The sequence below is a fragment of the Pseudanabaenaceae cyanobacterium SKYG29 genome (assembly GCA_025055675.1).
Lineage (GTDB): Bacteria > Cyanobacteriota > Cyanobacteriia > Pseudanabaenales > Pseudanabaenaceae > M5B4.
This window is the reverse complement of sequence record JANWWT010000004.1, coordinates 127336-147175: the sequence shown is the minus strand read 5'-3', so window position 1 is coordinate 147175 and position 19840 is coordinate 127336. Positions and strand designations below refer to the sequence as shown.

At 49.4% G+C, this 19840-nt stretch carries 18 protein-coding genes; 6 read left to right on the top strand and 12 right to left on the bottom strand.

Annotated features, from left to right (window positions below; translation table 11 throughout):
• From NZM01_08240 to NZM01_08220, 5 genes are all read right to left on the bottom strand, one after another.
• Positions 1–1260: a DUF1565 domain-containing protein gene (locus NZM01_08240; GenBank protein MCS6960025.1), complete on the bottom strand. Its 1260-nt coding sequence runs from the start codon at positions 1258–1260 to the stop codon at positions 1–3.
• Positions 1261–1317: 57 nt separating this feature from the next.
• Positions 1318–2442: a glucose-6-phosphate dehydrogenase assembly protein OpcA gene (locus tag NZM01_08235; GenBank protein MCS6960024.1), complete on the bottom strand. Its 1125-nt coding sequence runs from the start codon at positions 2440–2442 to the stop codon at positions 1318–1320.
• Positions 2439–3974 carry a glucose-6-phosphate dehydrogenase gene (gene zwf / locus NZM01_08230; GenBank protein ID MCS6960023.1) on the bottom strand — a complete coding sequence of 512 codons (1536 nt, stop codon included), beginning with the start codon at positions 3972–3974 and terminating at the stop codon, positions 2439–2441. The genes NZM01_08235 and zwf overlap by 4 nt, the downstream gene beginning before the upstream one ends.
• Positions 3975–4051: 77 nt before the next feature.
• Positions 4052–4807, bottom strand: coding sequence for a 1-(5-phosphoribosyl)-5-[(5-phosphoribosylamino)methylideneamino]imidazole-4-carboxamide isomerase (hisA, locus tag NZM01_08225; protein ID MCS6960022.1), 756 nt, complete (start codon positions 4805–4807; stop codon positions 4052–4054).
• A gap of 7 nt (positions 4808–4814) precedes the next feature.
• Positions 4815–4949 carry a hypothetical protein gene (locus tag NZM01_08220; protein ID MCS6960021.1) on the bottom strand — a complete coding sequence of 45 codons (135 nt, stop codon included), beginning with the start codon at positions 4947–4949 and terminating at the stop codon, positions 4815–4817.
• Between the two features lie 132 nt (positions 4950–5081).
• Here NZM01_08220 and NZM01_08215 point away from each other — a divergent pair, with 132 nt between their 5' ends.
• Entirely contained in the window at positions 5082–6029 is a 948-nt protein-coding gene (locus NZM01_08215; protein ID MCS6960020.1) for an exopolyphosphatase, read from the top strand.
• Positions 6030–6087: 58 nt separating this feature from the next.
• On the opposite strand, the gene NZM01_08210 is transcribed toward NZM01_08215, so the two are convergent.
• The 3 genes from NZM01_08210 to NZM01_08200 all read right to left on the bottom strand — a co-directional run bounded on the left by NZM01_08210 (position 6088) and on the right by NZM01_08200 (position 10500).
• Positions 6088–8826 carry a phycobilisome rod-core linker polypeptide gene (locus NZM01_08210; GenBank protein MCS6960019.1) on the bottom strand — a complete coding sequence of 913 codons (2739 nt, stop codon included), beginning with the start codon at positions 8824–8826 and terminating at the stop codon, positions 6088–6090.
• Between the two features lie 131 nt (positions 8827–8957).
• On the bottom strand, positions 8958–9917 hold the full coding sequence (chlG, locus tag NZM01_08205; protein ID MCS6960018.1) for a chlorophyll synthase ChlG: 960 nt from the start codon (positions 9915–9917) through the stop codon (positions 8958–8960).
• Positions 9918–9939: 22 nt separating this feature from the next.
• A complete protein-coding gene (locus NZM01_08200; GenBank protein MCS6960017.1) occupies positions 9940–10500 on the bottom strand; it encodes a 50S ribosomal protein L25 in 561 nt (186 codons plus the stop codon).
• Positions 10501–10639: 139 nt separating this feature from the next.
• Between NZM01_08200 and NZM01_08195 the strand changes: the two genes are divergently transcribed.
• The 3 genes from NZM01_08195 to lnt are packed head-to-tail and all read left to right on the top strand — an operon-like array spanning position 10640 to position 13036.
• Positions 10640–11230 (top strand): DUF6272 family protein, encoded by a 591-nt coding sequence (locus tag NZM01_08195; GenBank protein ID MCS6960016.1) that lies wholly within the window; start codon positions 10640–10642, stop codon positions 11228–11230.
• Between the two features lie 2 nt (positions 11231–11232).
• On the top strand, positions 11233–11583 hold the full coding sequence (locus NZM01_08190; protein ID MCS6960015.1) for a hypothetical protein: 351 nt from the start codon (positions 11233–11235) through the stop codon (positions 11581–11583).
• Between the two features lie 31 nt (positions 11584–11614).
• On the top strand, positions 11615–13036 hold the full coding sequence (gene lnt, locus NZM01_08185; protein MCS6960014.1) for an apolipoprotein N-acyltransferase: 1422 nt from the start codon (positions 11615–11617) through the stop codon (positions 13034–13036).
• Between the two features lie 611 nt (positions 13037–13647).
• Here the strand turns inward: lnt and NZM01_08180 are convergent.
• Genes NZM01_08180 through NZM01_08165 form a run of 4 tightly spaced genes read right to left on the bottom strand, consistent with a single transcriptional unit; the run spans position 13648 to position 17023 of the window.
• Positions 13648–13893 carry a hypothetical protein gene (locus NZM01_08180; protein ID MCS6960013.1) on the bottom strand — a complete coding sequence of 82 codons (246 nt, stop codon included), beginning with the start codon at positions 13891–13893 and terminating at the stop codon, positions 13648–13650.
• A gap of 45 nt (positions 13894–13938) precedes the next feature.
• A complete protein-coding gene (locus tag NZM01_08175) occupies positions 13939–14091 on the bottom strand; it encodes a hypothetical protein (protein MCS6960012.1) in 153 nt (50 codons plus the stop codon).
• Positions 14092–14113: 22 nt separating this feature from the next.
• Positions 14114–16852, bottom strand: coding sequence for a magnesium-translocating P-type ATPase (gene mgtA, locus NZM01_08170; GenBank protein ID MCS6960011.1), 2739 nt, complete (start codon positions 16850–16852; stop codon positions 14114–14116).
• A 27-nt stretch (positions 16853–16879) separates the two neighbouring features.
• Positions 16880–17023, bottom strand: coding sequence for a hypothetical protein (locus NZM01_08165; GenBank protein ID MCS6960010.1), 144 nt, complete (start codon positions 17021–17023; stop codon positions 16880–16882).
• A gap of 716 nt (positions 17024–17739) precedes the next feature.
• On the opposite strand from NZM01_08165, the gene NZM01_08160 reads away from it, so the two are divergent.
• Both NZM01_08160 and NZM01_08155 read left to right on the top strand, forming a co-directional pair.
• Positions 17740–18015, top strand: a complete 276-nt coding sequence (locus tag NZM01_08160; protein ID MCS6960009.1) for a TMEM165/GDT1 family protein — start codon at positions 17740–17742, stop codon at positions 18013–18015.
• A 1118-nt stretch (positions 18016–19133) separates the two neighbouring features.
• Complete coding sequence (locus NZM01_08155; GenBank protein ID MCS6960008.1) at positions 19134–19814, top strand: formylmethanofuran dehydrogenase subunit E family protein; 681 nt, start codon at positions 19134–19136, stop codon at positions 19812–19814.
• Positions 19815–19840: the final 26 nt, after the last annotated feature.

The following is a 19840-nucleotide window of genomic DNA, read 5'->3' as shown; positions in this document are numbered from 1 at the left end:
CTAGCTCCCCTCGATCGTGCTAATAAATCCTGCTTCCCTTAGTCTTTGGGCTTGGGCATCTGCTTCGGAACGATCGCGGTAGGCTCCTACCTGGAACACCCTTCTGCCATTGCGCATGGTCACAAAAGCATCGGGCACCAGGCGACGCAGTTGGGCGGTACGGTCTGCCGACTCGATCGGGACAAACACCCTAAACCTAAAAACACCGCCTGCAGAGCTAGAGGGTGGTCGCACCGCAGGAGCAGTAGGGGGCAGGGCTTGGGGAGGTGCAGAAGGACGTTCAACCACTAGCGGCACAGAGGGACTGGGTGTGGGAGCTAGGGTACCACTCAAACTTACATTCAGGACTTTTTGGGGGTCGAGCTGATTGCCGAAAGCACTGAGAGTTACGCCCGAAGCATTGTTGATGTCCCTTTGGCGGTTATTTTGAAACACATTCCCCCCCGGATCAGCAGCAGTACCGAGGTCGGGGTTAGGTTGACCACTGCGGTCCTTGAGAATGACTAGGCCATCCTCCCGACTGTTAGCAATCAAATTGCCCCTGATCTTAGGCGTAGCCAGGTTAGACAGGACAATACCAGCACGGTTGTTAATAATACGATTGTTCACGATCGTGACCGCCGATTTTTGCCCCACCGATAGACCAAACCCCGTATCCTCAAAAATATTTTCGCGGATTTCCCCCGTACTTTCCCCCACAGCCGATAGCCCACTAGCGCGGTTCTTGGTGAATACATTGCCTAGGATATTGGCACTAGCTTTGCCAGTGAGAAATACCCCATCGTGGGCAGTATCAGTGAAGGTGTTGTTGACAATGGCAACATTTTGGGCAGATTCCACCCACACACCGTAGCCCCGTTTGGCATTGTTGACAAGGGTAATACCACGGATTTGGGCGTTGTCGTTAGCGAGAATAGCTACATTTTGGCGGGCAAAAGTAGGACTGACGAAAAAACCGCCCCCAGAAATAACTACCCCTTGTCCTTTGCCTTGCTCATTGCCCCGCAGAACCACCCCCCTAGGCAACTGTAACGGAAAGGTTTCCCCACTGTCCGCTGTGTAGTTACCTGGTGCCAATTGAATGACTACGCCAGGAGTAGGGTTAGTGCGGAGAGCTGCTGTAATTGTGCGGAAGGGCTGGGTTTCCGTACCACTACTGGGAGAGTCCTGACCGCTGGGGGCGACATAAATCACAGGATTTGCCTGCACTGCCCAAGGGAGAGCAACTGTTACCAGGACAAAGTAGCCGATAGAACGCATGGAATTTTCCCTAACTTGTCTCGGTGATTGTAGCTAAACTAGACGGGAATGCAACTTTTACGTTCCACTGGCAACAGGTAATTCCAGAATCTGCTTGGTAACTGCCATGCTCTCTTCGTAGAGGGCTTCCCTGCCGTAGCGTTGCATCTGTTGCACCAGTAACACATCAGCACTTTGGTCGGTTAGGGGAGTAACGATGTGGGTACGACAGCCCTGGGCACCACCTGCCGCTTCCATACGCATACAGCCCGTGGATTCGGAACAGAATATATTGCAAGCATCGGAGTTTTGCTTAGAAGAGGAGAGCCGCAAGCCAATCAAATCTCCCACCACCAGCCCAGGGTTCCCCACGGGAATTGCCGCTAGTTCCGCCCGTACTTCTATACCATCCTTACCCCTAAACCAGATGTGCTCTAGGTTATAATCCCCGCCGCCAAAACTCCGTCCCACGGGTTGCCACTGCAAACGACTAGCTATCCACCCCAAGAACATCAGGGCTTGAGCGCTGTTGCCCCGTTCGTAATCGATCGTGATCCCATCTATGTCCCAAACCGCTTGGCGGCGATCGGGGGGGTCAAAGGCTTGGGCTGTGAGTTCCTGCCAGGGATTAATTCGGCGCCAGTTCAAATCAGCCACTGCAATCCCTGCTTCTAAGAGATTGCTTACTAGAACTAAGTCACGACTGACATCGCTAAACAGAGAGGAGTCCAGGATTAAGCGATCGACATTTTGCATCAACCGTTCAAACAGGAGGCTGCCAATATCAGGGCTGTCCTTCCACCAGACAAATACGGGCAAATCCTGCAGTGTCAGTTCCCTTAGAAGAGGGTAAACCCGTTCAAAGGCAGCTTTTGTCCCCCTGAGGGTAATGTATTCACCACAGATCAAGTTACTCCGACTTCTCTGAATGGGGCAATAGGAGGCAACCTGGGCAGTAATTCCCTCATCTTCCCCGGGCTGGGGCAACAGACAGATGACACGACAGGGGCTTTGGGCAGCAATGACATCGATCGTGGTTTGCACACTGGCTAGGTCTCCCTTAGGTTCGTAGACAATTAAGTTAAAGGTACTAGCTCTAGCAGCAGCGTGCTCTCCGTAGGCTTGCCAAATTTTGTTTAGCTCCTGGTCAATTTGGGCAAAGGATACATCCTTTGGGCTATAGAGAGAAATCACAGAACTCATATGCGCCTCCACTGTCTTCCATCCCGGTTAATTAGCTCTTCCGCTTCCTTGGGCCCCCATGTCCCCGCTTCGTAGAGAGGAATAGAGTTGGGGTCAGTAGGTATATCCCAAGCATTGAGGGCGGGAGTCACCAATTGCCAAGCTGCTTCTACTTCATCAGCGCGGGTAAATAGGGTTTGGTCACCCAACATACAGTCTAGCAGCAAGCGGTCGTAGGCATCTGACCCGCCAATGCCAAAGGTTTTACCATAGGCAAAATCCATCTCCACCGAGCGGGAGCGCAACTCTGTCCCTGGCATTTTTGCCTCAAATCTGAGAGCGACTCCCTCATTGGGCTGAATGCGCAGGATAAGAATGTTAGGACTAACTTGCCCTGCCACTGATTTGAACAAAAGATAGGGCACTTGGCGAAACTCAATCGCAATTTCCGTCACCTTTTTGGGCATGCGCTTCCCTGTGCGGAGATAAAAGGGTACCCCCTGCCACCGCCAGTTGTCCACGAAAAACTTCATTGCTACATAGGTTTCCCTGGTGGAGTTGGGATTAACCCCCGGCTCCGATCGGTATCCTGGCACCTCCTTGCCCTTCATCCACCCTGGTCCGTACTGCGCTCTAACTGCTGCGTACTGCAGATTTTTGGTATCAGCCAGGTGGGTAGCTTGGATCACTTTGACTTTTTCATTTCTGAGAGCATCCGCCTCCAGTTGGTTAGGGGGTTCCATGGCTGTCAGACAGAACAACTGCATCAAATGGTTCTGCAACATATCCCGCAATGCCCCAGCGGTTTCGTAATAGCCAGCCCGGTCTTCTACTCCCACACTTTCGGCAACGGTAATTTGGATGTGGTCAACGTACTGACGGTTCCACAGGGGTTCAAAGATAGCATTGGCAAAGCGCAATACTAACAGGTTCTGGACAGTTTCTTTACCAAGATAGTGGTCGATGCGATAGACCTGCCGTTCATCACAGACCTGCTGCACTACTTTGTTCAGTTCTTGACAAGAGGACAAATCTCGACCAAAGGGCTTTTCAATCACCAGGCGAGTCTTTTCTGGACTTTTAATCATGCCAGCGTAGCCCAGTTGACGAATCGCTTCGGCGAAGAATTTCGGTGCCACTGCCAGATAAAAGACACGATTGCCCCGTGTCCCCCTAATCTCGTCTAGTTCCGTTAGGAGTTTATTGAGTTTCTGATAACTGGCAGGGTCGTCCATGTCAGCAGCACAGTAGTACAAACCCTGGGCAAAGTCCTGCCACACCGCCTCAGCTCCTATCCCCTGCCCGTAGGTCTCCACTCCCTGGCGCATCTGCTCCCGAAAATAATCGTGACTCCACTCCCGCCGTGCCACCCCCACGATCGTAATTTCCGGTGGCAACCGCCGCTGCTGGCGGAGATGATAAACTGCTGGTACTAACTTACGCGCCGTTAAGTCCCCTGATGCCCCGAAGATAACAAGGATTAACGGTTCCGGTGTGCGTTCCTGAGTTAGTCCTACTCTTAGGGGATTCTCTTCTATTAGTGCTTGCACCATAGGCAGGATACGATACTAGGGAGCATTTTAGCGGTCTCTCTTGCCCCTCCCCCTAGATTGCTGTTTTTCTTTAGGTTTTACGCCCAGCCCCGATCACTGGTGACATCTTGGTAGCGCACAGCACGTATAGCAGTTTTGAGGTCAAGATTGCCAGTATAGAGAGCTTTACCAATAATTACCCCTGTGACTCCCAAAGGTTCAAGGGTGAGCAAATTTAACAGGTCTTGCACAGTACTGATACCACCTGAAGCGATAATAGGCACATCTACCGCCATTGCCAGTTGACGGAGTTGCTCGAGGTTAGGTCCTTGCAGGGTACCGTCCCGCTGAATGTCTGTGTAGACAATACCCGCAATCCCCAAGGTGGCTAAACGGGGGGCTAATTCAGTGGCGCAAACTTCCGCTGTGTGTAGCCAGCCCTGGGTCGCCACTTTGCCATTTCTGGCATCAATACTGACCAGCACCTGACCGGGAAATTCCCCACAAATATCTGCCACCAACTGGGGTGCTTCCACAGCAATCGTGCCCAAAATGACCCGACTGACTCCTGTCGATAATACTGCCATAATTGTATTACGACTGCGCAATCCTCCCCCCACCTGTACATGAACGGGAACTGACCGCGCAATCGCCTCGATAACTTTGAGGTTTTGGGGTTCCCCCGATCGGGCACCGTCTAAATCCACCACGTGGAGAGCATGGGCACCTTCCTCATACCAGCGGCGGGCGACTGCTAGGGGGTCATCGCTGAACACTTCCGCTTGCTGATAGTCCCCCTGATACAACCTAACGCACCGCCCCTCTAGGATGTCGATCGCGGGGATGATTTCCATCTAAATCTTAATCCTCCTCGTCTTCTTCTTCGTAGTCATCATCATCTTCATACTCTTCGTCCTCGTCGTACTCTTCCTCCTCTTCCAGCTCCTCTTCTTCAAACTCTTCTTCTTCGGCCAGCATGGCAGTGATGGGGGTCATAGTTCACTCCTAACGATTTGGCTTGATTTTACTTGATTATCAGGCAAATGGGTGTTTGCAACGGAAAATTTACTTTTCTTCAAATAGGGCAGAAAAGGGTAATATTAGGGAAGGCGAGCGCTGGGAAATGGCATGGCAAAGTATAGATTGATTACTCGCAGCGACCTAGATGGGATTGTCTGCGCTGTCATTCTAAAGGAACTAGACTTAATCGATGAAATTGTCTTTGCCCACCCCAAGGATATGCAGGATGGCAAGATAACAGTCACCGAGCGGGACATTACTGCCAATTTGCCCTACGTTCCCGGCGTGTATCTCGCCTTCGACCACCACTACAGTGAGACCCTGCGCTTGGCATCTGCCCCCCCCAATCTTATTATCGACCCAGAGGCTCCTTCCGCAGCACGGGTGGTCTACAACTACTATGGCGGTAAGCTGAAATTGCCCCAACTATCCCAGGAGATGATGGCAGCGGTGGACAAGTCGGATGCTGCCCAGTTTACGCTAGAGGAAATTTTGCAACCCACAGGCTGGACTTTGCTGAGTTTTTTACTAGATGCCCGCACTGGTTTGGGACGGTTCAAGGATTTCCGTATTTCCAACTATCAATTGATGCTGGATTTGACAGAATATCTGCGCACCATGTCCATTGCGGAGGTGATGGCGCAGCCCGATGTCAAGGAGAGAGTCGACCTCTACAGAGAATACGAGGACAAGTTCAAAGCCCAGTTACAACGAGTGTGCCAAGTGATTCACCCCCTAGTGGTTGTGGACTTACGGGAAGAAGAAATAATCTACCCTGGCAATCGCTTTATGGTCTACGCCCTCAACCCGGACTGTAATATTTCTATGCACATTATTTGGGGTGTCAAACAACAAAATACTGTCTTTGCCGTTGGTAAATCTATCCTCAATCGCACTTCCCCTGTCAATGTCGGTGCTCTAATGCTGCGCTACGGGGGGGGCGGGCACACTAACGCCGGTACCTGTCAGGTTGATAACGATCGGGTAGAGGCAGTGCGAGAAGAACTAATCCAAACCATTCTCAACCTCTCCCAAGAGGTCATGCTTACCCCGTAGATAGATAGCATAAAAAAGCCCCCGCAGGGGCAATTACCGAATTTGATGGAAACCCTAACTACTTAGTTAGCAATTGCTTAGTCAGGGGCATTTCCGCTGCATCCATCCGCGGTTGGATGGGGGGAAAGCTGGGCACAACGATCGATTTATCCTGCTTCGTCAGCTGATTGTAGAGCTTCTGGGTATTGGGGAAATTAGCAGCTGGGAAAGTGGCAAAGCGGTTGTAGGGCACCGTATCTTCACCAAACACCTCAGCGTACTCCTGGCTGTTTACGAGGGCAAAGATGAATGCCTTGATGCCCTTGGTCGCCAACAACTGGTTGTATTTACGGATTTCCGCCTGATCAAGGGGCGCTCTGCCCAGGAAGTGTTTAGTCCCTAATTCAATCACCTTGGTATTGGGATAGGGAGTATAGAACTCCTTGATGTAGAGATCGGAAGTACCAAGGGCCAGGATAAACTCCTTCACCGTGATCTCCCCATTCTGCAACTTACTGACATAGCGACTAAACTGAGCATCAGCCACGTAGGCATCCATATCCCGCTCGAATACCTGGCGATAAGCAGCCCGTGCCAAGGCTTGTACACTGACAGGGTCGAGGTTGGTGAGCTTGAAGATTTTGCGCTGCTCCCGCTTCTTGCTGACACCCTGCTCTATCAGAGTCTTGATCACATAGTCATTCATCTGCATCGTGGGTTGACCAAGGGTGATGAACTTAGGTGTTTCTTCTTTTTCCACCATCATGCCCTTAGTGCCCACCGTTGCCAGCCGATTGGTGCGCAGCGCTAGACCCTTGGGAGTCAAATAGCGCTCATAGGGAACCGTGTCTTCCCCAAAACTTTCCTCGTACTCCTTGCTATCGATGATGGCATCCACCAGGGCATAAAACCCCTTCTTGTAGCAAATGTCATAGTAGCGGTTCATCTCCTCCCGACCATAGGTGGGACGACCCAACAGGCGGCGGTGAATGTACTCGATCGCCTTGCACACATACAATTTTGACCAATAGAGGTCACGGAAGAGGGGGGATTTAGCCAGACGGCGGACGAATTCCCGCACGGTAATTTCTCCGTTCTCCAGTTTGATTTCATCCACAGTAAGGCGCTGCCCCTCATAGACCTGACGACCGATCACTTGCTGGTAGATAGCACGGATGACCGCCTGGGTAGAAGTTTCCGCAAATTTAACACTAGCATTCTTGTTGTACTTTTTCCCCTTAAAAGCAGGCAACTGATCCAACTTCAAGACTCTGGGACCGAGACTACCTGGCGCTTCTCCCCTTGCCCCAGGATTGCTGACTTGGTTGGTAATTGCAGGGCCATTGCGAATGAGGATGCGACGGGTATCCTTGCTAAAGTAGGCAGGGGAAGCACTGGGGTTGCGGGTTTCCTTGGGGAAGATAGCCCCAAATTGAATTTCCAGGGGGTCATTGCCCGAACCGTAAACGTGTTGATCCGGCAGCGGCTTCTTGTAACTGGCAAACAGGGTAATGAACTGGGGAATCTTACGGAAGGGGGCAGAATAGTTGAACAGGTCAAATTGGGCACCCCAGTTACGGGCAGGTTGGGCTTCCTGTCCCAGTCCTCGCTTATAAGGTACAGTCTCCTCGCCAAAGTAGTCGCTGTATTCGCGGGAATCTACCAGGGCATCAATGAGGGCAGGCAAACCACCCTGGGACACGATGGCAAAATACTTTTGCACCTCTTCGCGAGACTCAGGGGCACGCCCCAGGAAATGCTTAAAGGCTAATTCCAAAGCGCGGGAGTTGATGTAGGGAGTAAAGAACTGGTCACGGTAGAGGGGGGACTTACCCAGACGGCGGATGAATTCCTTCATGGAAATCTCACCATTCTTTACCTTGGATTCCAGGTCGTCTAGTTTAAGTCCGTAGGCGCGGGTAATATCCCGTTCAAAAATCTGACGGTAGGCAGCTTTAATTACCTCATTCTTCTCACTGGCAGATAGACCAGGCTTCATGACAAATTTCTGCCTTCTCTCCGCTGTATTGAAGTAAATTTGCGGTAAGCTCAACCCCTGCAAGTCCCTGGAGTCCCGTTGCCGCAGTTTGTTGGAAGGGGTAGGGGCTTTGAATTCCGCAATTGCTACATTGAAATACTGGGCAACAATGTCCTTTGCCTCTTGGTCATTGCGGAAGTAACTCATAGCTGCATTGCGCATCGCTTGGAGAGCTACCAGCGTGGCATCGGCAGAGCAGGCATTTTCAATAATTTCCCGCAAGCCCCGCACGTTCTGTGCCAAGATATTGGGGTCACCTGCCACCATGGCATAGGTGGTATAGCGCACAAACCAACTCAAGTCCCTTAGGGATTTCTTCATCCGCTCGGCACCGTAGGTGGCAATGTTAATGGGACGGAAGCCAGGGGGAATCTCTATTACACCCTCTGCACTGAAGAAGGAACGCAATAGTTCAAAGAAACCACTGCTCGCTTCCGCATAGGTGACTGTTCCCAGGGTCATAGCACGGACAATGTCAATTCTTTGCCCATCCATCCCCTTTTTCTCTTCTTCCTTGGGCTTTTCCAGGAACGCCATAGGCGAACCTCCCGTAAAAATCCGCCCCGCTCCCTTGGAGACTATGGTTTCGGAGTTCTGGGTGATGATGGCAGCAATCTCTAGCCGCTTGAGACTGCTCTGATAGAAAGTGTTGAGGTCTTCCAGTTCTGTGCGCCCAGGGTAACGATCCTGCTGTTCTAATTGCACGATCGTGGCAGATAAGGCAGTTTGATATAGTTGGGGGCGGGCATCGACAGCACCGCTAGAAGTTGTTATAGCCATTTAATTAACCTAAAACTGCGATCTTAAGTTCTAATTTATCCTACTATCGGCTTAGCCCCTTGCCCCTCCCCCTATTTACATTTCTAAACGATCGAGGTTCGACTAGCTCACCACCGTTGGGTTCGCCAAGCTCACCCTAGGGGATGTTTACCCATAGCAATGGCTGCTACCAGCATCCCCAACACTAGGAATGGCTGGGCACTGGCTTGATATTTCACATCATTGGCGACGGGATCGCGTAAAAAGTACATATCTTGGAAAGTAATCTGGGGAATAACCAGCAACACTAGCAGACTGGCTAACAGCTGCTCCCCGATCGCTACTAGGTAGAGAGCAATGCCGATCTGAAACACATCGATCATAAAAGCGGCAATCTGGGCTGCTCGCTGCACACCAAACATGACCGGCAGAGACTTTAACCCTAGTTGTCTATCTCCTTCTACACTCTTGAAGTCATTGACTACCGCAATCCCCAACCCTGCCAAACTGTAAAACATGGTAATTGCCACAATCTGCCAACTCAACTTGCCAAAGAGGGCTTGCCCTGCACACCAAGGCAGCGCAATATAACTAGCACCCAGGGCATAGTTACCTAACCAACCATTCTGCTTCAGTTTGAGGGGAGGAGCAGAATAGATATAGGCAAGGAAGGCACCGATCGCTGTAATAATGGTCAAAGTAAAGGTGCGATGCCCCGCCCATAGGTCGAGTAAAATTGCCACCGTAAACCCTAGGAGAAGGAGTACCCAGATTTGGATAATCACATTTCTCAAGGGGATAGCACCAGACGGAATGGGGCGATAGGGTTCATTGATAGCATCAATCTCGCGGTCATAGTAATCATTTAGCGTCTGGGTATAGCCTGCCATCAACGGTCCCGAGAGGAGCATACAGGCAAGGGCAGCCAGGAAATTCTCCCCAGTCCAACGATAACCACCAGAGGAAGCCGCACCACAAATTACTCCCCATATGAGGGGAATCCAGGTAATTGGCTTCATTAGTTGCAAGTGGATTTTCCAGAGAGCAGTGGCTTTAACATCCGCCCCCTTCATACCTAGTAACTGTCTGGCACTGGCTTGGGGATCACTCATGGCTAAGCTCCGAGGGACAGCCCTATTTTAAGCGACCTGCCAACACACTCATCAATAAAGTACGAGGGTCAGAGGCGACTGTTAATCCCTCCGGCAAGGGCAAGTCCGCCACCCGAATGCCCTGGCGCATCTCCAGGTGGGAAATATCTACCTCAAACTTGTCCGGCACTCGATCGGGGGGGCACACTACCTTGACACTCTTCATCAACAATTGAATAGAGCCACCTGCCTTGACTCCAGCCGGCGTACCCTTAAACACCAGCGGTACCACCACCTCGATTTTGGGCTTCTGGTCTACAGCAAATAAACTAATGTGGAAAACTTCCTTTTTGTAGGGGTGGCGTTGAATCTCTTTGATGATGGTATTGCCTTGGAATTCTCCCCCTTCTACCGTAGTGGCAATCAGGGTATTGTTGACTAAAGCATGGGCAAGCAGCTGTTTCAATTGAGGAACATCGATCATCACCGAGTCGGAGCCATTCCCCTTGTGCCCATAGATAGTAGCGGGTGTCCAGCCCTGGCGACGCAAAGCACGGGGATTTAGGTGAGCAGGACGGGGTTTACAGGCAAGGCTAAGGGGCATAGTGTTTGGTCAAAAAAACAGCGTTTTTTATTATACTCTAGTCATATCAACTAGCAAGACCAGGATTTTTAGCCCAGTTGTCTTGGAATGTGTAGGGTTAAGCGCTACAATCGTCAGTGACTGCCTCCAGGAGTAAGCCATGGCGCAAATTTATGGGAAGTATATCGATAGAATTCCTGGTATTCACGAGTTCCTAGCGCTTAAGTTTTATCCCGCCTCCCAAAAGGTACGTCAGCGGTGGAGAACCAGTGGCTTATCTGCTAATTTTATGGCAGACTATTTTGCTACCTTTTACCCAGGGGGGGAGAATGACAATGGGGTCAACGTACAGGCAGAGATCAAAAGCGCTGTTAGTTTTATCGCTAATGAACTCCTGGAAAATGCCATGAAGTTTAGCGATGAGTCTACTATTTTCCCTACCAGCATTACCCTCCACTCCGACGAAAATCAGATTTTATTTATTGCAACCAACAGTCTATCTGAGGAACGGATGGAGCAGTTTAAGCTATATTTAGAAAAGTTGACTAACTCTGACCCCTATGAACTCTACATCGAAACGATCGAGCGCAATGCCATGGAAGACACTAATAGCTCCGGACTGGGTTTTCTCACTATGATCAATGACTATGCTGCTGAACTGGGCTGGAAGTTTGAGACTAAAGAGATTCATGGCAAGCAGGTTCACTATGTAATTACTTCCGTCAAGATTAACATTGCAGAGAGGGTCTAAATATGCAGACAACCATTCAGGCCGAAGATTACGAAGTGCAATACTTACCAGAAACTAATGAAGTGGTGTTTCAGGGATCGCTGCGTCTCAGTGGAGCAGAGGAATATCAACCCATTGTGGATTTACTGGAGAGCTTAATTTCTGACCAAAGTGTCCATATTTGTTTAGACCTACGCAAGCTGGAGTTTCTTAACAGTTCAGGCATTAATATTCTCTCTAAATTTGTAATTAATGCCCGCAAGCGCAACACGATCGAGGTGACGGTCAGGGGGGCAAAAACTATTCCCTGGCAGAGCAAATCCCTGAAGAACCTACAACGCTTGATGCCTAACCTTAAACTGGAGATTGAATAGATTTCTTCTTGCCATCTTGGGGGGGGTGGGCATGGGGCTTTGTCCTGCTCCCTGGGATTGTTGGTGGGGGGGCTGGGTCAGTCTTGCTCCCCTCTGGTGGGCAGTGCAGGGTACAAAGTTAAGATTGGCTTTGGCTTTGGGGTTGCTGTGGGGGGGATGCTACCATGGTTTGGCGTTGTTGTGGCTTACAGGGGTACACCCCCTCGACTGGTTAGGGCTACCCTGGCTCCAGAGTGTGGCGATTGCCTGCGGTATTTGGTTGGCTGTAGTGGTATGGGGCGCACTGCTCGTGGGCCTGTGGGCGATGGGGATGGCAGGCACGATCGGTTTACCCCTATGGCTGCGTCTGGTAGTTGGGGTGGGGCTATTCTGTGGGCTAGAACGACTATGGAGTTGGTCGCCCCTTTACTGGTCAGCCCTGGGCTTTACCCAAAGCCCCCATAATTTACTGATACTACAGTGGGGCAGATGGTCAGGGCAGCAAACTATCACCGCGCTACTGGTTTTCAGCAACGGTCTCCTGGCAGAGTTGCTACTAAATTTTTCTTTTCGTTTAACAATGGGGGGGGCTATTTTTTTATTGATCACGATCGGTTATGGCTGGTGGCAGCTACAGCTACCTGTAGTGAATGAAGCCAGAGGAATCAGGGTGGGGTTAATTCAAGGCAACGTCAGCAATCGGGAAAAATTTTCTCCCCAGGGCGTGCAACTGTCCTTAGAGCGCTATCGGCAGGGGTATCAATCCCTAGCCCGATCGGGGGTAGATGTGATTGTCACACCAGAAGGTGCTCTACCTGGGAGCGAGCAGGGGGCATATCAGGCAATGGCAGATTTATTAGCAACCTATGGTGTACCCCTGTGGCTAGGTGTAACGGGGCAGCAAAATAGTCTCATTTTATGGGGGCAGGACTCTAGTCCCCTGGCAAGGTTTGACAAAGTCAAGTTAGTACCCCTAGGGGAATATGTGCCCCAACTGCTAGAGGGAATTGCTCAGCGTCTGTCCCCCCTGGAAGGGGAGTTTATCCCTGGTGCCTCCGATCAAATTGTCGATACTCCCTGGGGTAGATGGATTGTGGGAATTTGCTATGAGTCCGCCTTCCCTGATCACTTTCGCCGCCAAGCCCACAGGGGAGGACAAATCATCCTCACTGCTTCTAACAACGCCCACTATGCCCCTGCTATGCCCTGGCAACACCATGCCCAAGATGTAGCCCGCGCGATCGAGACCGATCGGTATGCGGTTCGGGTTACTAATACAGGTTATTCTGCCATTGTTGATCCCCAGGGGCGCACTCTATGGCTATCGGGCTTAAACACAACTGCAACCCACATTGCTACTGTCTATCCGCGCTCTACCCAAACCCTCTATGTGCAGTGGGGCGATTGGCTGACTCCTTTGTTGATGATGGGGGCAACGATCGGGTTTTATATTTGTGGGTACAAGTGGAGTTGACAATTTGCTCTTAAGCTTCTAGTAAGTAGGGCAAATTTCTAAAGAGATTTCAGTGCAACAGTTGGGAATTATTCCCGCAGTAGTACACATCCTCAGCCTCTTCTAAAATCATGCTCAATATCATTGAGGTCTGGTGCATAACTCTAAAATTATGTCCTGACCCTTTGGGAACTTTGGCGACTGACAGCCTTTTAATCCGATTCTTACACTGGAAACTATTGTTTCCCCATGACAGCTTTAGGGGGGCAAACCGCAATTAGCGATCGCCCTCACAAAGTATTCAGCTAGTTTGCATCATCATATCCCGTACTGCTGTCCTAGCACGAGATAACCCCCTGTGCATGTCGGCAACAAATTATAAGGGTAAGGAGTTAACCACATGTCAAGTTCCTGCAGCAGTTGAACCTGCTCTATCAATCGCAAGCGCTAGAACACTACCTCAGCCCTACTTCTGGGCAAAAGTAGCAGTACCAAAGCCTGCCGATGTAGGGTTAGTGCTGAGCAATCTCCTCCGCTGTAAACAGACAGAGTCGATGCTCGATCGTCTCCAGATGGGTGAGGTGGCTAAACAGTTCGTTGAAGTTGGGACATAGCACAGTTCACCGCCAAAACTAAGACAATAGCTCTGGTTTATGGCAACTAGGGTCTGTTTCCTGCAAATAGGGTTGTAGCTCACCCCACATAGCAAGTAGCTGTTGCGTCACTTCAGCCGTAGAGAGTTTGCCGCCGGTATGTAGCCCTGCTAGTAAAGATACCCGCTGAGCAAAGACTTGTAGATGGATATTGAATTCGCAGTTAAACGGGTCTTTTACCCCCCAGTAGGGAGCGATCGGGCAGATAAATTTTTTGATGTCCATAGCTACACCTCCCTTATCACCAAGAAAGAGCATTTAGGTATTGGTCTAGTAATTCCTAGCGAACTTGTTGCGGGGACGACGGGGCGCACCTTGTTTCATCAGCACCACCACAATGAAGTAGATGAGTAGGTAATAACTAAGAAAGATACCAGCTACTGCTGCCCATGCTGCCCAGACATTTTGCAACACTATATTCATACTAACCTCCTGAATTTACTCACTACAGCCAAGTACCAAAGGTGCGGATATAGAACCCTTTGAGGAATTGAGTCAGCGCACAATAGGACAAAAGAATTGCCCAGCACCAGCCAAAATAATCAGCAGGTAGAGGCACCATCCCCACACTTTCCCCTAGTGGCGTGAAAGGAATAATCATCCCCGCCACGATCGCTGTACCAGTGGAAAGCAGCACAGGCAAAGAGGGCCAACTTTGGACAAAGGGGATTTTAGCCGTGCGCAACATGTGTACGACTAGGGTTTGGGACAGCAAACCTTCCACAAACCAACCTGTGTTGAACAGTTTTACTTCCTCTGGTGTGTTAGCAGAAAATACAAACCACATGAGGATGTAGGTGGCGTAGTCAAAAATGGAACTGATAGGACCAATGAACAGCATAAACCTGCCAATATTAGGCACATTCCATTTCTGGGGTTTCATCAGAAACTCCTTATCCACACTGTCAAAAGGAATGGTGGTTTGGGAGAGGTCATAGATTAAGTTTTGGATGAGCAAGTGAATAGGTTGCATGGGTAGGAATGGTAAAACCGCACTCGAACCGAGCACACTAAAGACATTGCCATAGTTGGAACTAGCAGTCATGTTGAGGTATTTGAGAATGTTGGCAAAGGTACGCCGTCCCTCAATTACACCCCGCTCTAGCACCATGAGATTTTTCTCTAGCAGAATAATATCTGCTGATTCTTTGGCAATGTCCACCGCTGTATCAACGGAGATGCCCACGTCAGCATCCCGCAATGCCGCCGCATCATTGATGCCATCCCCCAAATAACCTACGGTATGCCCTTGCTCCCGCAGGAGTCGCACAATCCGCGCCTTTTGTAGAGGGGAGACTTTGGCAAATACAGTAGTGCTGTCTAGTTGTTCCATGAGTTCGGCGTCACCCATGTTTTCAATCTGACTACCTACTAATACCCCCTCAATCGCCAAACCGACTTCTTGGCAGACCTTGCGGGTAACGATGTCATTGTCCCCAGTGATGACTTTGACCTTGATGCCATTGTCCTGCAAAGCGGCGATCGCCTCAATAGCACTGTCTTTAGGCGGGTCAAGGAATGCCAGATAACCAACTAGAGTTAAATCCCATTCATCTTGAATACCATAACTGGGCACAGTATCCATCGGGATTGGCATTTCCTTGTAGGCAACAGCAATCACCCTAAACCCTTCTTCGTTGAGTCTTTGGGTAACTCGCATACCTTCCATGCGCACAAAGTCATTCATGGGCATCACTTCCCCTTGATATTTGGCATGGGTGCAGATATTGAATAGTTCCTCTACCGCTCCTTTGCAGATGAGGATATGCTTACCCTCTGCCTGCTCCGTCAAGGGCTGCACCACGACAGACATGCGCCGCCGCACAAAGTCAAAGGGAATTTCATCAATCTTGGCGTAGTTCTCCGCTGGTCTGAGGGAAGTATTGAGTTCCACATGTTCCAGCACTGCTACATCTAGCAGGTTTTTCAAGCCCGTTTGATAGTAGCTGTTCAAGTAGCCATATTCCAGCGGTTCATCATCCTCATAACCATGAATGTTCACATGGCGCTCGAGAATGATTTTGTCCAAAGTCAATGTCCCCGTTTTGTCAGTGCAGAGTACATCCATCGCCCCAAAGTTCTGAATGGCATTGATGCGCTTAACGACTACTTTCTGCTTCGCCATTACCACTGCTCCCCTTGCCAGATTGGCAGTTACAATCATCGGCAACATTTCCGGTGTCAAGCCCACCGCAATGGACAGGGAGAACAGAAACGCATCCAAAAACTCACCTTTGGTAAACCACTGGATCAGGAAGACGATCGGTACCATCACTGCCATAAAGGTAATCAGGAGATAGCTCACCCGATTCACACCCTTCTCAAAGCTAGTGAGGACGCGTCTGCCAACGATATTCTTTGCCAGTGAACCAAAGTAGGTGTGATCGCCAGTAGAAACTACGACAGCAGTAGCTGTACCACTCACTACGTTTGTGCCCATGAAGCACACAGTAGGAATGTCCAACACACTCACCTGATCATGAGCTACCACCACATCAGCCCGCTTTTCTACCACACTGCCGAGAGTGTCATATTTCTCCACCGGCAGAGATTCGCCTGTGAGTACCGCCTGACTGACAAAGAGGTCTTTAGCGCTGAGCAAGCGCACATCTGCTGGGATCATGTCCCCTGCCGACAATGCCACGATGTCCCCTGGTACTAGTTCACTTAAAGGCACTTCCCGTCTTGTGCCTCTGGTATCCAAGCGATCGCGGCGAATCACTGTAGCAGTAGTACTCACCATAGCCTTCAGTTTTTCTGCCGCTTGAGTAGAACGATACTCTTGGAAAAAGCGGAGAAAACCACTCACCAGCACCATGATCGAGAGAATGATCACGGTTTTGAGGCTGCCTTCTCCTGGTTCAGCTAGCAGGTAGTCCAAGACAAAAGAAACACTAGCCAGCACCACCAATATCCAGACAAAGGGATTATTGAAAGCCTTGAACAGCTGCATATACCAAGCAGGTGGCTTTTCATGTCTCACTTCATTTTTGCCATACTTGCGCAGGCGTTCGCGCACCTCATCTTCCGTTAGGCCCTGCGGACTAGCCTTGAGAGAGCGCAGCACAGCCTCAATGTCTGCACTAGCTTCTTCTAATACCCGCAGGGACAATTTGGCGTTTTCCCAGGCTATCTCATGGGTGCTAGCCCGCCTGGGACGGGTTCTAGTTTGCGTGTTTCGCATAGCTACTCTCCTCTGATGCTAGTAGTTTCAGTGCTGGGAAGCTTCTTGCAGTTGCTGTCTCATGCACCGATCGAGCCAGCGAGAAAACCACACCTTGAGGAACTGGCTGAACATCACTGCCAGTACATCGTCTAAATGGTCAAAAATGTACTCCCAAAATACTGCGAACATGGCAACTACCTCCTTGATTAGACGCACCGTGGACAAGAACCAATAACAAATCAAGGACTAGATAGAAGTATCTAATCCCTTGTCTTGACCAGGATGAGCTGCCCAGGGGCAAAGCACATGACACGCCACTGCCTTGCTCCCGAAGAGTGGGGAACAACCATACCCCCTTGTCCCAAGCCAATAGCCAGGGATAGGAGTACCCTCTCCTGTAGAAGTTATGGTCTTTTCTCCCTTTGGCTCACCTGTTAACCGCCACCCTTACTGTGACCTGTGGCGATCACCAGGTAAAAGCCAGCAATTAAACCTGTATTACCTTAGCAATCGCCTCTAAGCCACTCGCAGGGTAGGGGTCATTTTCGTCAGACACCAGAGCCTCCTTCTTCGTCGCTATGGTGCAACTACTACCAGAAGCCTCCATCTTTTTCTCCTTAATGTGAAAAGAGTATGAATCGCAAGGCTGATCCTTAAAGACCCTACCAAGCATAGGCTATGGTATACCTAGCCGAGGGGATGTGTCAAGTAGTATGTCAAAAAATCTTCCTAGGTGGGTGTAGCTCATGGTGATAGAAATCAGGCTAATTCATTTACGAAAAACATGAATTGATTATGAATCGAATATGAAATAAAACTGATACAAATGTTCTTGACTTTGCTCTGCTAGACAAGTTTACTATTGGAGTTATAACTAAATTGGTTTCAATCAGGGACGCCAGTCTATGTCTTTATGGAAATCATTTGTAGCGGTATTCTTAACAGTATTTATGGCAGAGCTGGGGGACAAAACCCAAATCGCTACCATGCTCTTCTCTGCTAATGATGGAGCCAACAAGTTGGTAGTATTTCTAGGTGCATCATCAGCTTTAATTGTAGCTACAGCGATCGGGGTATTAGTGGGAATGCAGTTGGAAAAATTTCTATCCCCGCAAATACTTCGCACTGCGGCAGGGGTGGGTTTTGTTTTGATCGGAGTGTGGACAATCTTTACAAAATAAACTCTTAGATAAGACTTTTATGCCCTCTAGCATTAGTTGAACTGTAGTGAGAAGAAGTAAGCACAGTGTCGATCGGGGGTAGCGGGGTTGCAACAACTCTGGGATGGCGGGCTAGGTAGGCTGGGATGCGATTATGGAAATATATCAAATCTGAGGAATAGTGGGTTTAAATCCCGCTACTGTGCTTCACTTGGTTACTGGGTTCTTGGTCTGACCGATCGGTAGACTGGGAAGTTAATGGACGTAACAACAAATCTTAAGGTCAATCTAGCAAGGTGGGGGAATTAGGCTATCGATCGGTGGTTGAGAGATATGGCTGATTGATTTACGGAACCTACAAGTTCAGCTGTTCAATCTGGGCAGCTTTTGACACACAGGGGTTTCGGCTAAATTAGTCAAGCTCTTTGTTTGAATTTTAGCAACTAAAGGACAAATGGTTTTATCCCGATCGGTTCCCATCTAACAAATATCTTTATTACAACTGTGTAGTTATTTGTTTTGTTTGTCATTGTTTTGCTTGCTTTTCTTAGTCTGCGGACGTTGGATCAGGCAGTAGTGGATTTGGTAGAAATAGGCAACAACAACATACATAATTGCTCTATGCACTTCAACAAGTCTTTCGATGGTAGCTCTGTCAGCATATCTTAAGTCTATCTCTTGGTAAGTTAGAAGTACAAAAGGCATCATTATCATTGTAGATAGGATCAAAGATACTAACGCCCCTAAAAACATGAGGCGAGCCTCTCTCACACTATAAAGCTACGTACGGTAACATAAACCCCATTACTACTAGTACTATTGCTATAATGGGACTCAGCTGAGAAAAGACCGCTCCCCAGAATACTAGGACTAATAGAGTAATTACTGTCGGAGACAAACAGTAGCTCGCCACCAACTAATAGGGAAGGGAATCCAGACAGGCCAAATATCCATACCACCTTACAAATCCTTGAGCGGAAAGTAGCATCCTAGGATGCACTAAAGTAATAGATGTCTCTACTCATTCTTAACTTTAGAAATGTTTGGTTGTTCTGGTTTTCTGTGTAAATTACTACAATAGTCAATAATTTCTCTGTTCTAGCATGCCCTCTGACTGATTAAAAAAGGACTGAAAGTATATGCGACTAGCCCTTACTCTACTGGGGGTTGGTGTTTTCTGGTTGTGCCAAACGATCGGTGGTGCCTATCCCCAACCAATCACTAACATAGAAGCCGACCTGGAACGGGTAGAAGACATTCACGGTGGGGCTGGACCCTGGGCAGTAGCAGGATTTCGTATGGGGAGAGCAGCTCTGCGGGCACTGGGTTTTACGGCACAAGTTCCCCACACTTCCCAAGAACGCTTCGAGCTATACGTTGTCCATGTCATGCCGCAGTTTTTCACCAACGGATTGCTAGGGGGATATATTCAGCTCAGCTCGATCGCTGATGGCTTACATGCTGCTACGGGAGCCAGTATAGGCAAAGCTAACTTGAAGATTTGTCCCCTAGAAGGCAGACCTAACCCCACTCGCACCGATTTGATTACTTTTGCTTTGCAGAATACTAGAAGCATTATTGTCAGCCGCAAGCCCAATCAGCCCCAGCGTTGTGTAGAGTTGACAGTCACCCAGAATTTTGCTGTTAACTACATGAACTTGCCCTTTGGTGAGCTGGTGGCTAAAGGGAGAGAGGTGATGACACTGCCAGATGAGGCAATCTTTACCTTGCGGGAGTTAAGGGAGTGCCCACCACCGCCCCCCGATGAATGTCGAGATGTGTTGTTACCTTTCCTCAATTTACAAAGAAATCCCACCTGAGCCATAATATAGCCCATACTTTGTAG

Bases quoted from the DNA above. Each gene is read 5' to 3' on its own strand.
- NZM01_08210 (MCS6960019.1), bottom strand. From the start codon at position 8,826: ATGGCTATAACAACTTCTAGCGGTGCTGTCGATGCCCGCCCCCAACTA.
- NZM01_08195 (MCS6960016.1), top strand. From the start codon at position 10,640: ATGGCGCAAATTTATGGGAAGTATATCGATAGAATTCCTGGTATTCAC.
- hisA (MCS6960022.1), bottom strand. From the start codon at position 4,807: ATGGAAATCATCCCCGCGATCGACATCCTAGAGGGGCGGTGCGTTAGG.
- lnt (MCS6960014.1), top strand. From the start codon at position 11,615: ATGGGGCTTTGTCCTGCTCCCTGGGATTGTTGGTGGGGGGGCTGGGTC.
- NZM01_08180 (MCS6960013.1), bottom strand. From the start codon at position 13,893: ATGGACATCAAAAAATTTATCTGCCCGATCGCTCCCTACTGGGGGGTA.
- NZM01_08160 (MCS6960009.1), top strand. From the start codon at position 17,740: ATGTCTTTATGGAAATCATTTGTAGCGGTATTCTTAACAGTATTTATG.
- NZM01_08240 (MCS6960025.1), bottom strand. From the start codon at position 1,260: ATGCGTTCTATCGGCTACTTTGTCCTGGTAACAGTTGCTCTCCCTTGG.
- NZM01_08215 (MCS6960020.1), top strand. From the start codon at position 5,082: ATGGCAAAGTATAGATTGATTACTCGCAGCGACCTAGATGGGATTGTC.
- NZM01_08220 (MCS6960021.1), bottom strand. From the start codon at position 4,949: ATGACCCCCATCACTGCCATGCTGGCCGAAGAAGAAGAGTTTGAAGAA.
- zwf (MCS6960023.1), bottom strand. From the start codon at position 3,974: ATGGTGCAAGCACTAATAGAAGAGAATCCCCTAAGAGTAGGACTAACT.
- NZM01_08235 (MCS6960024.1), bottom strand. From the start codon at position 2,442: ATGAGTTCTGTGATTTCTCTCTATAGCCCAAAGGATGTATCCTTTGCC.
- NZM01_08155 (MCS6960008.1), top strand. From the start codon at position 19,134: ATGCGACTAGCCCTTACTCTACTGGGGGTTGGTGTTTTCTGGTTGTGC.
- NZM01_08200 (MCS6960017.1), bottom strand. From the start codon at position 10,500: ATGCCCCTTAGCCTTGCCTGTAAACCCCGTCCTGCTCACCTAAATCCC.
- NZM01_08175 (MCS6960012.1), bottom strand. From the start codon at position 14,091: ATGAATATAGTGTTGCAAAATGTCTGGGCAGCATGGGCAGCAGTAGCT.
- NZM01_08190 (MCS6960015.1), top strand. From the start codon at position 11,233: ATGCAGACAACCATTCAGGCCGAAGATTACGAAGTGCAATACTTACCA.
- chlG (MCS6960018.1), bottom strand. From the start codon at position 9,917: ATGAGTGATCCCCAAGCCAGTGCCAGACAGTTACTAGGTATGAAGGGG.
- mgtA (MCS6960011.1), bottom strand. From the start codon at position 16,852: ATGCGAAACACGCAAACTAGAACCCGTCCCAGGCGGGCTAGCACCCAT.
- NZM01_08165 (MCS6960010.1), bottom strand. From the start codon at position 17,023: ATGTTCGCAGTATTTTGGGAGTACATTTTTGACCATTTAGACGATGTA.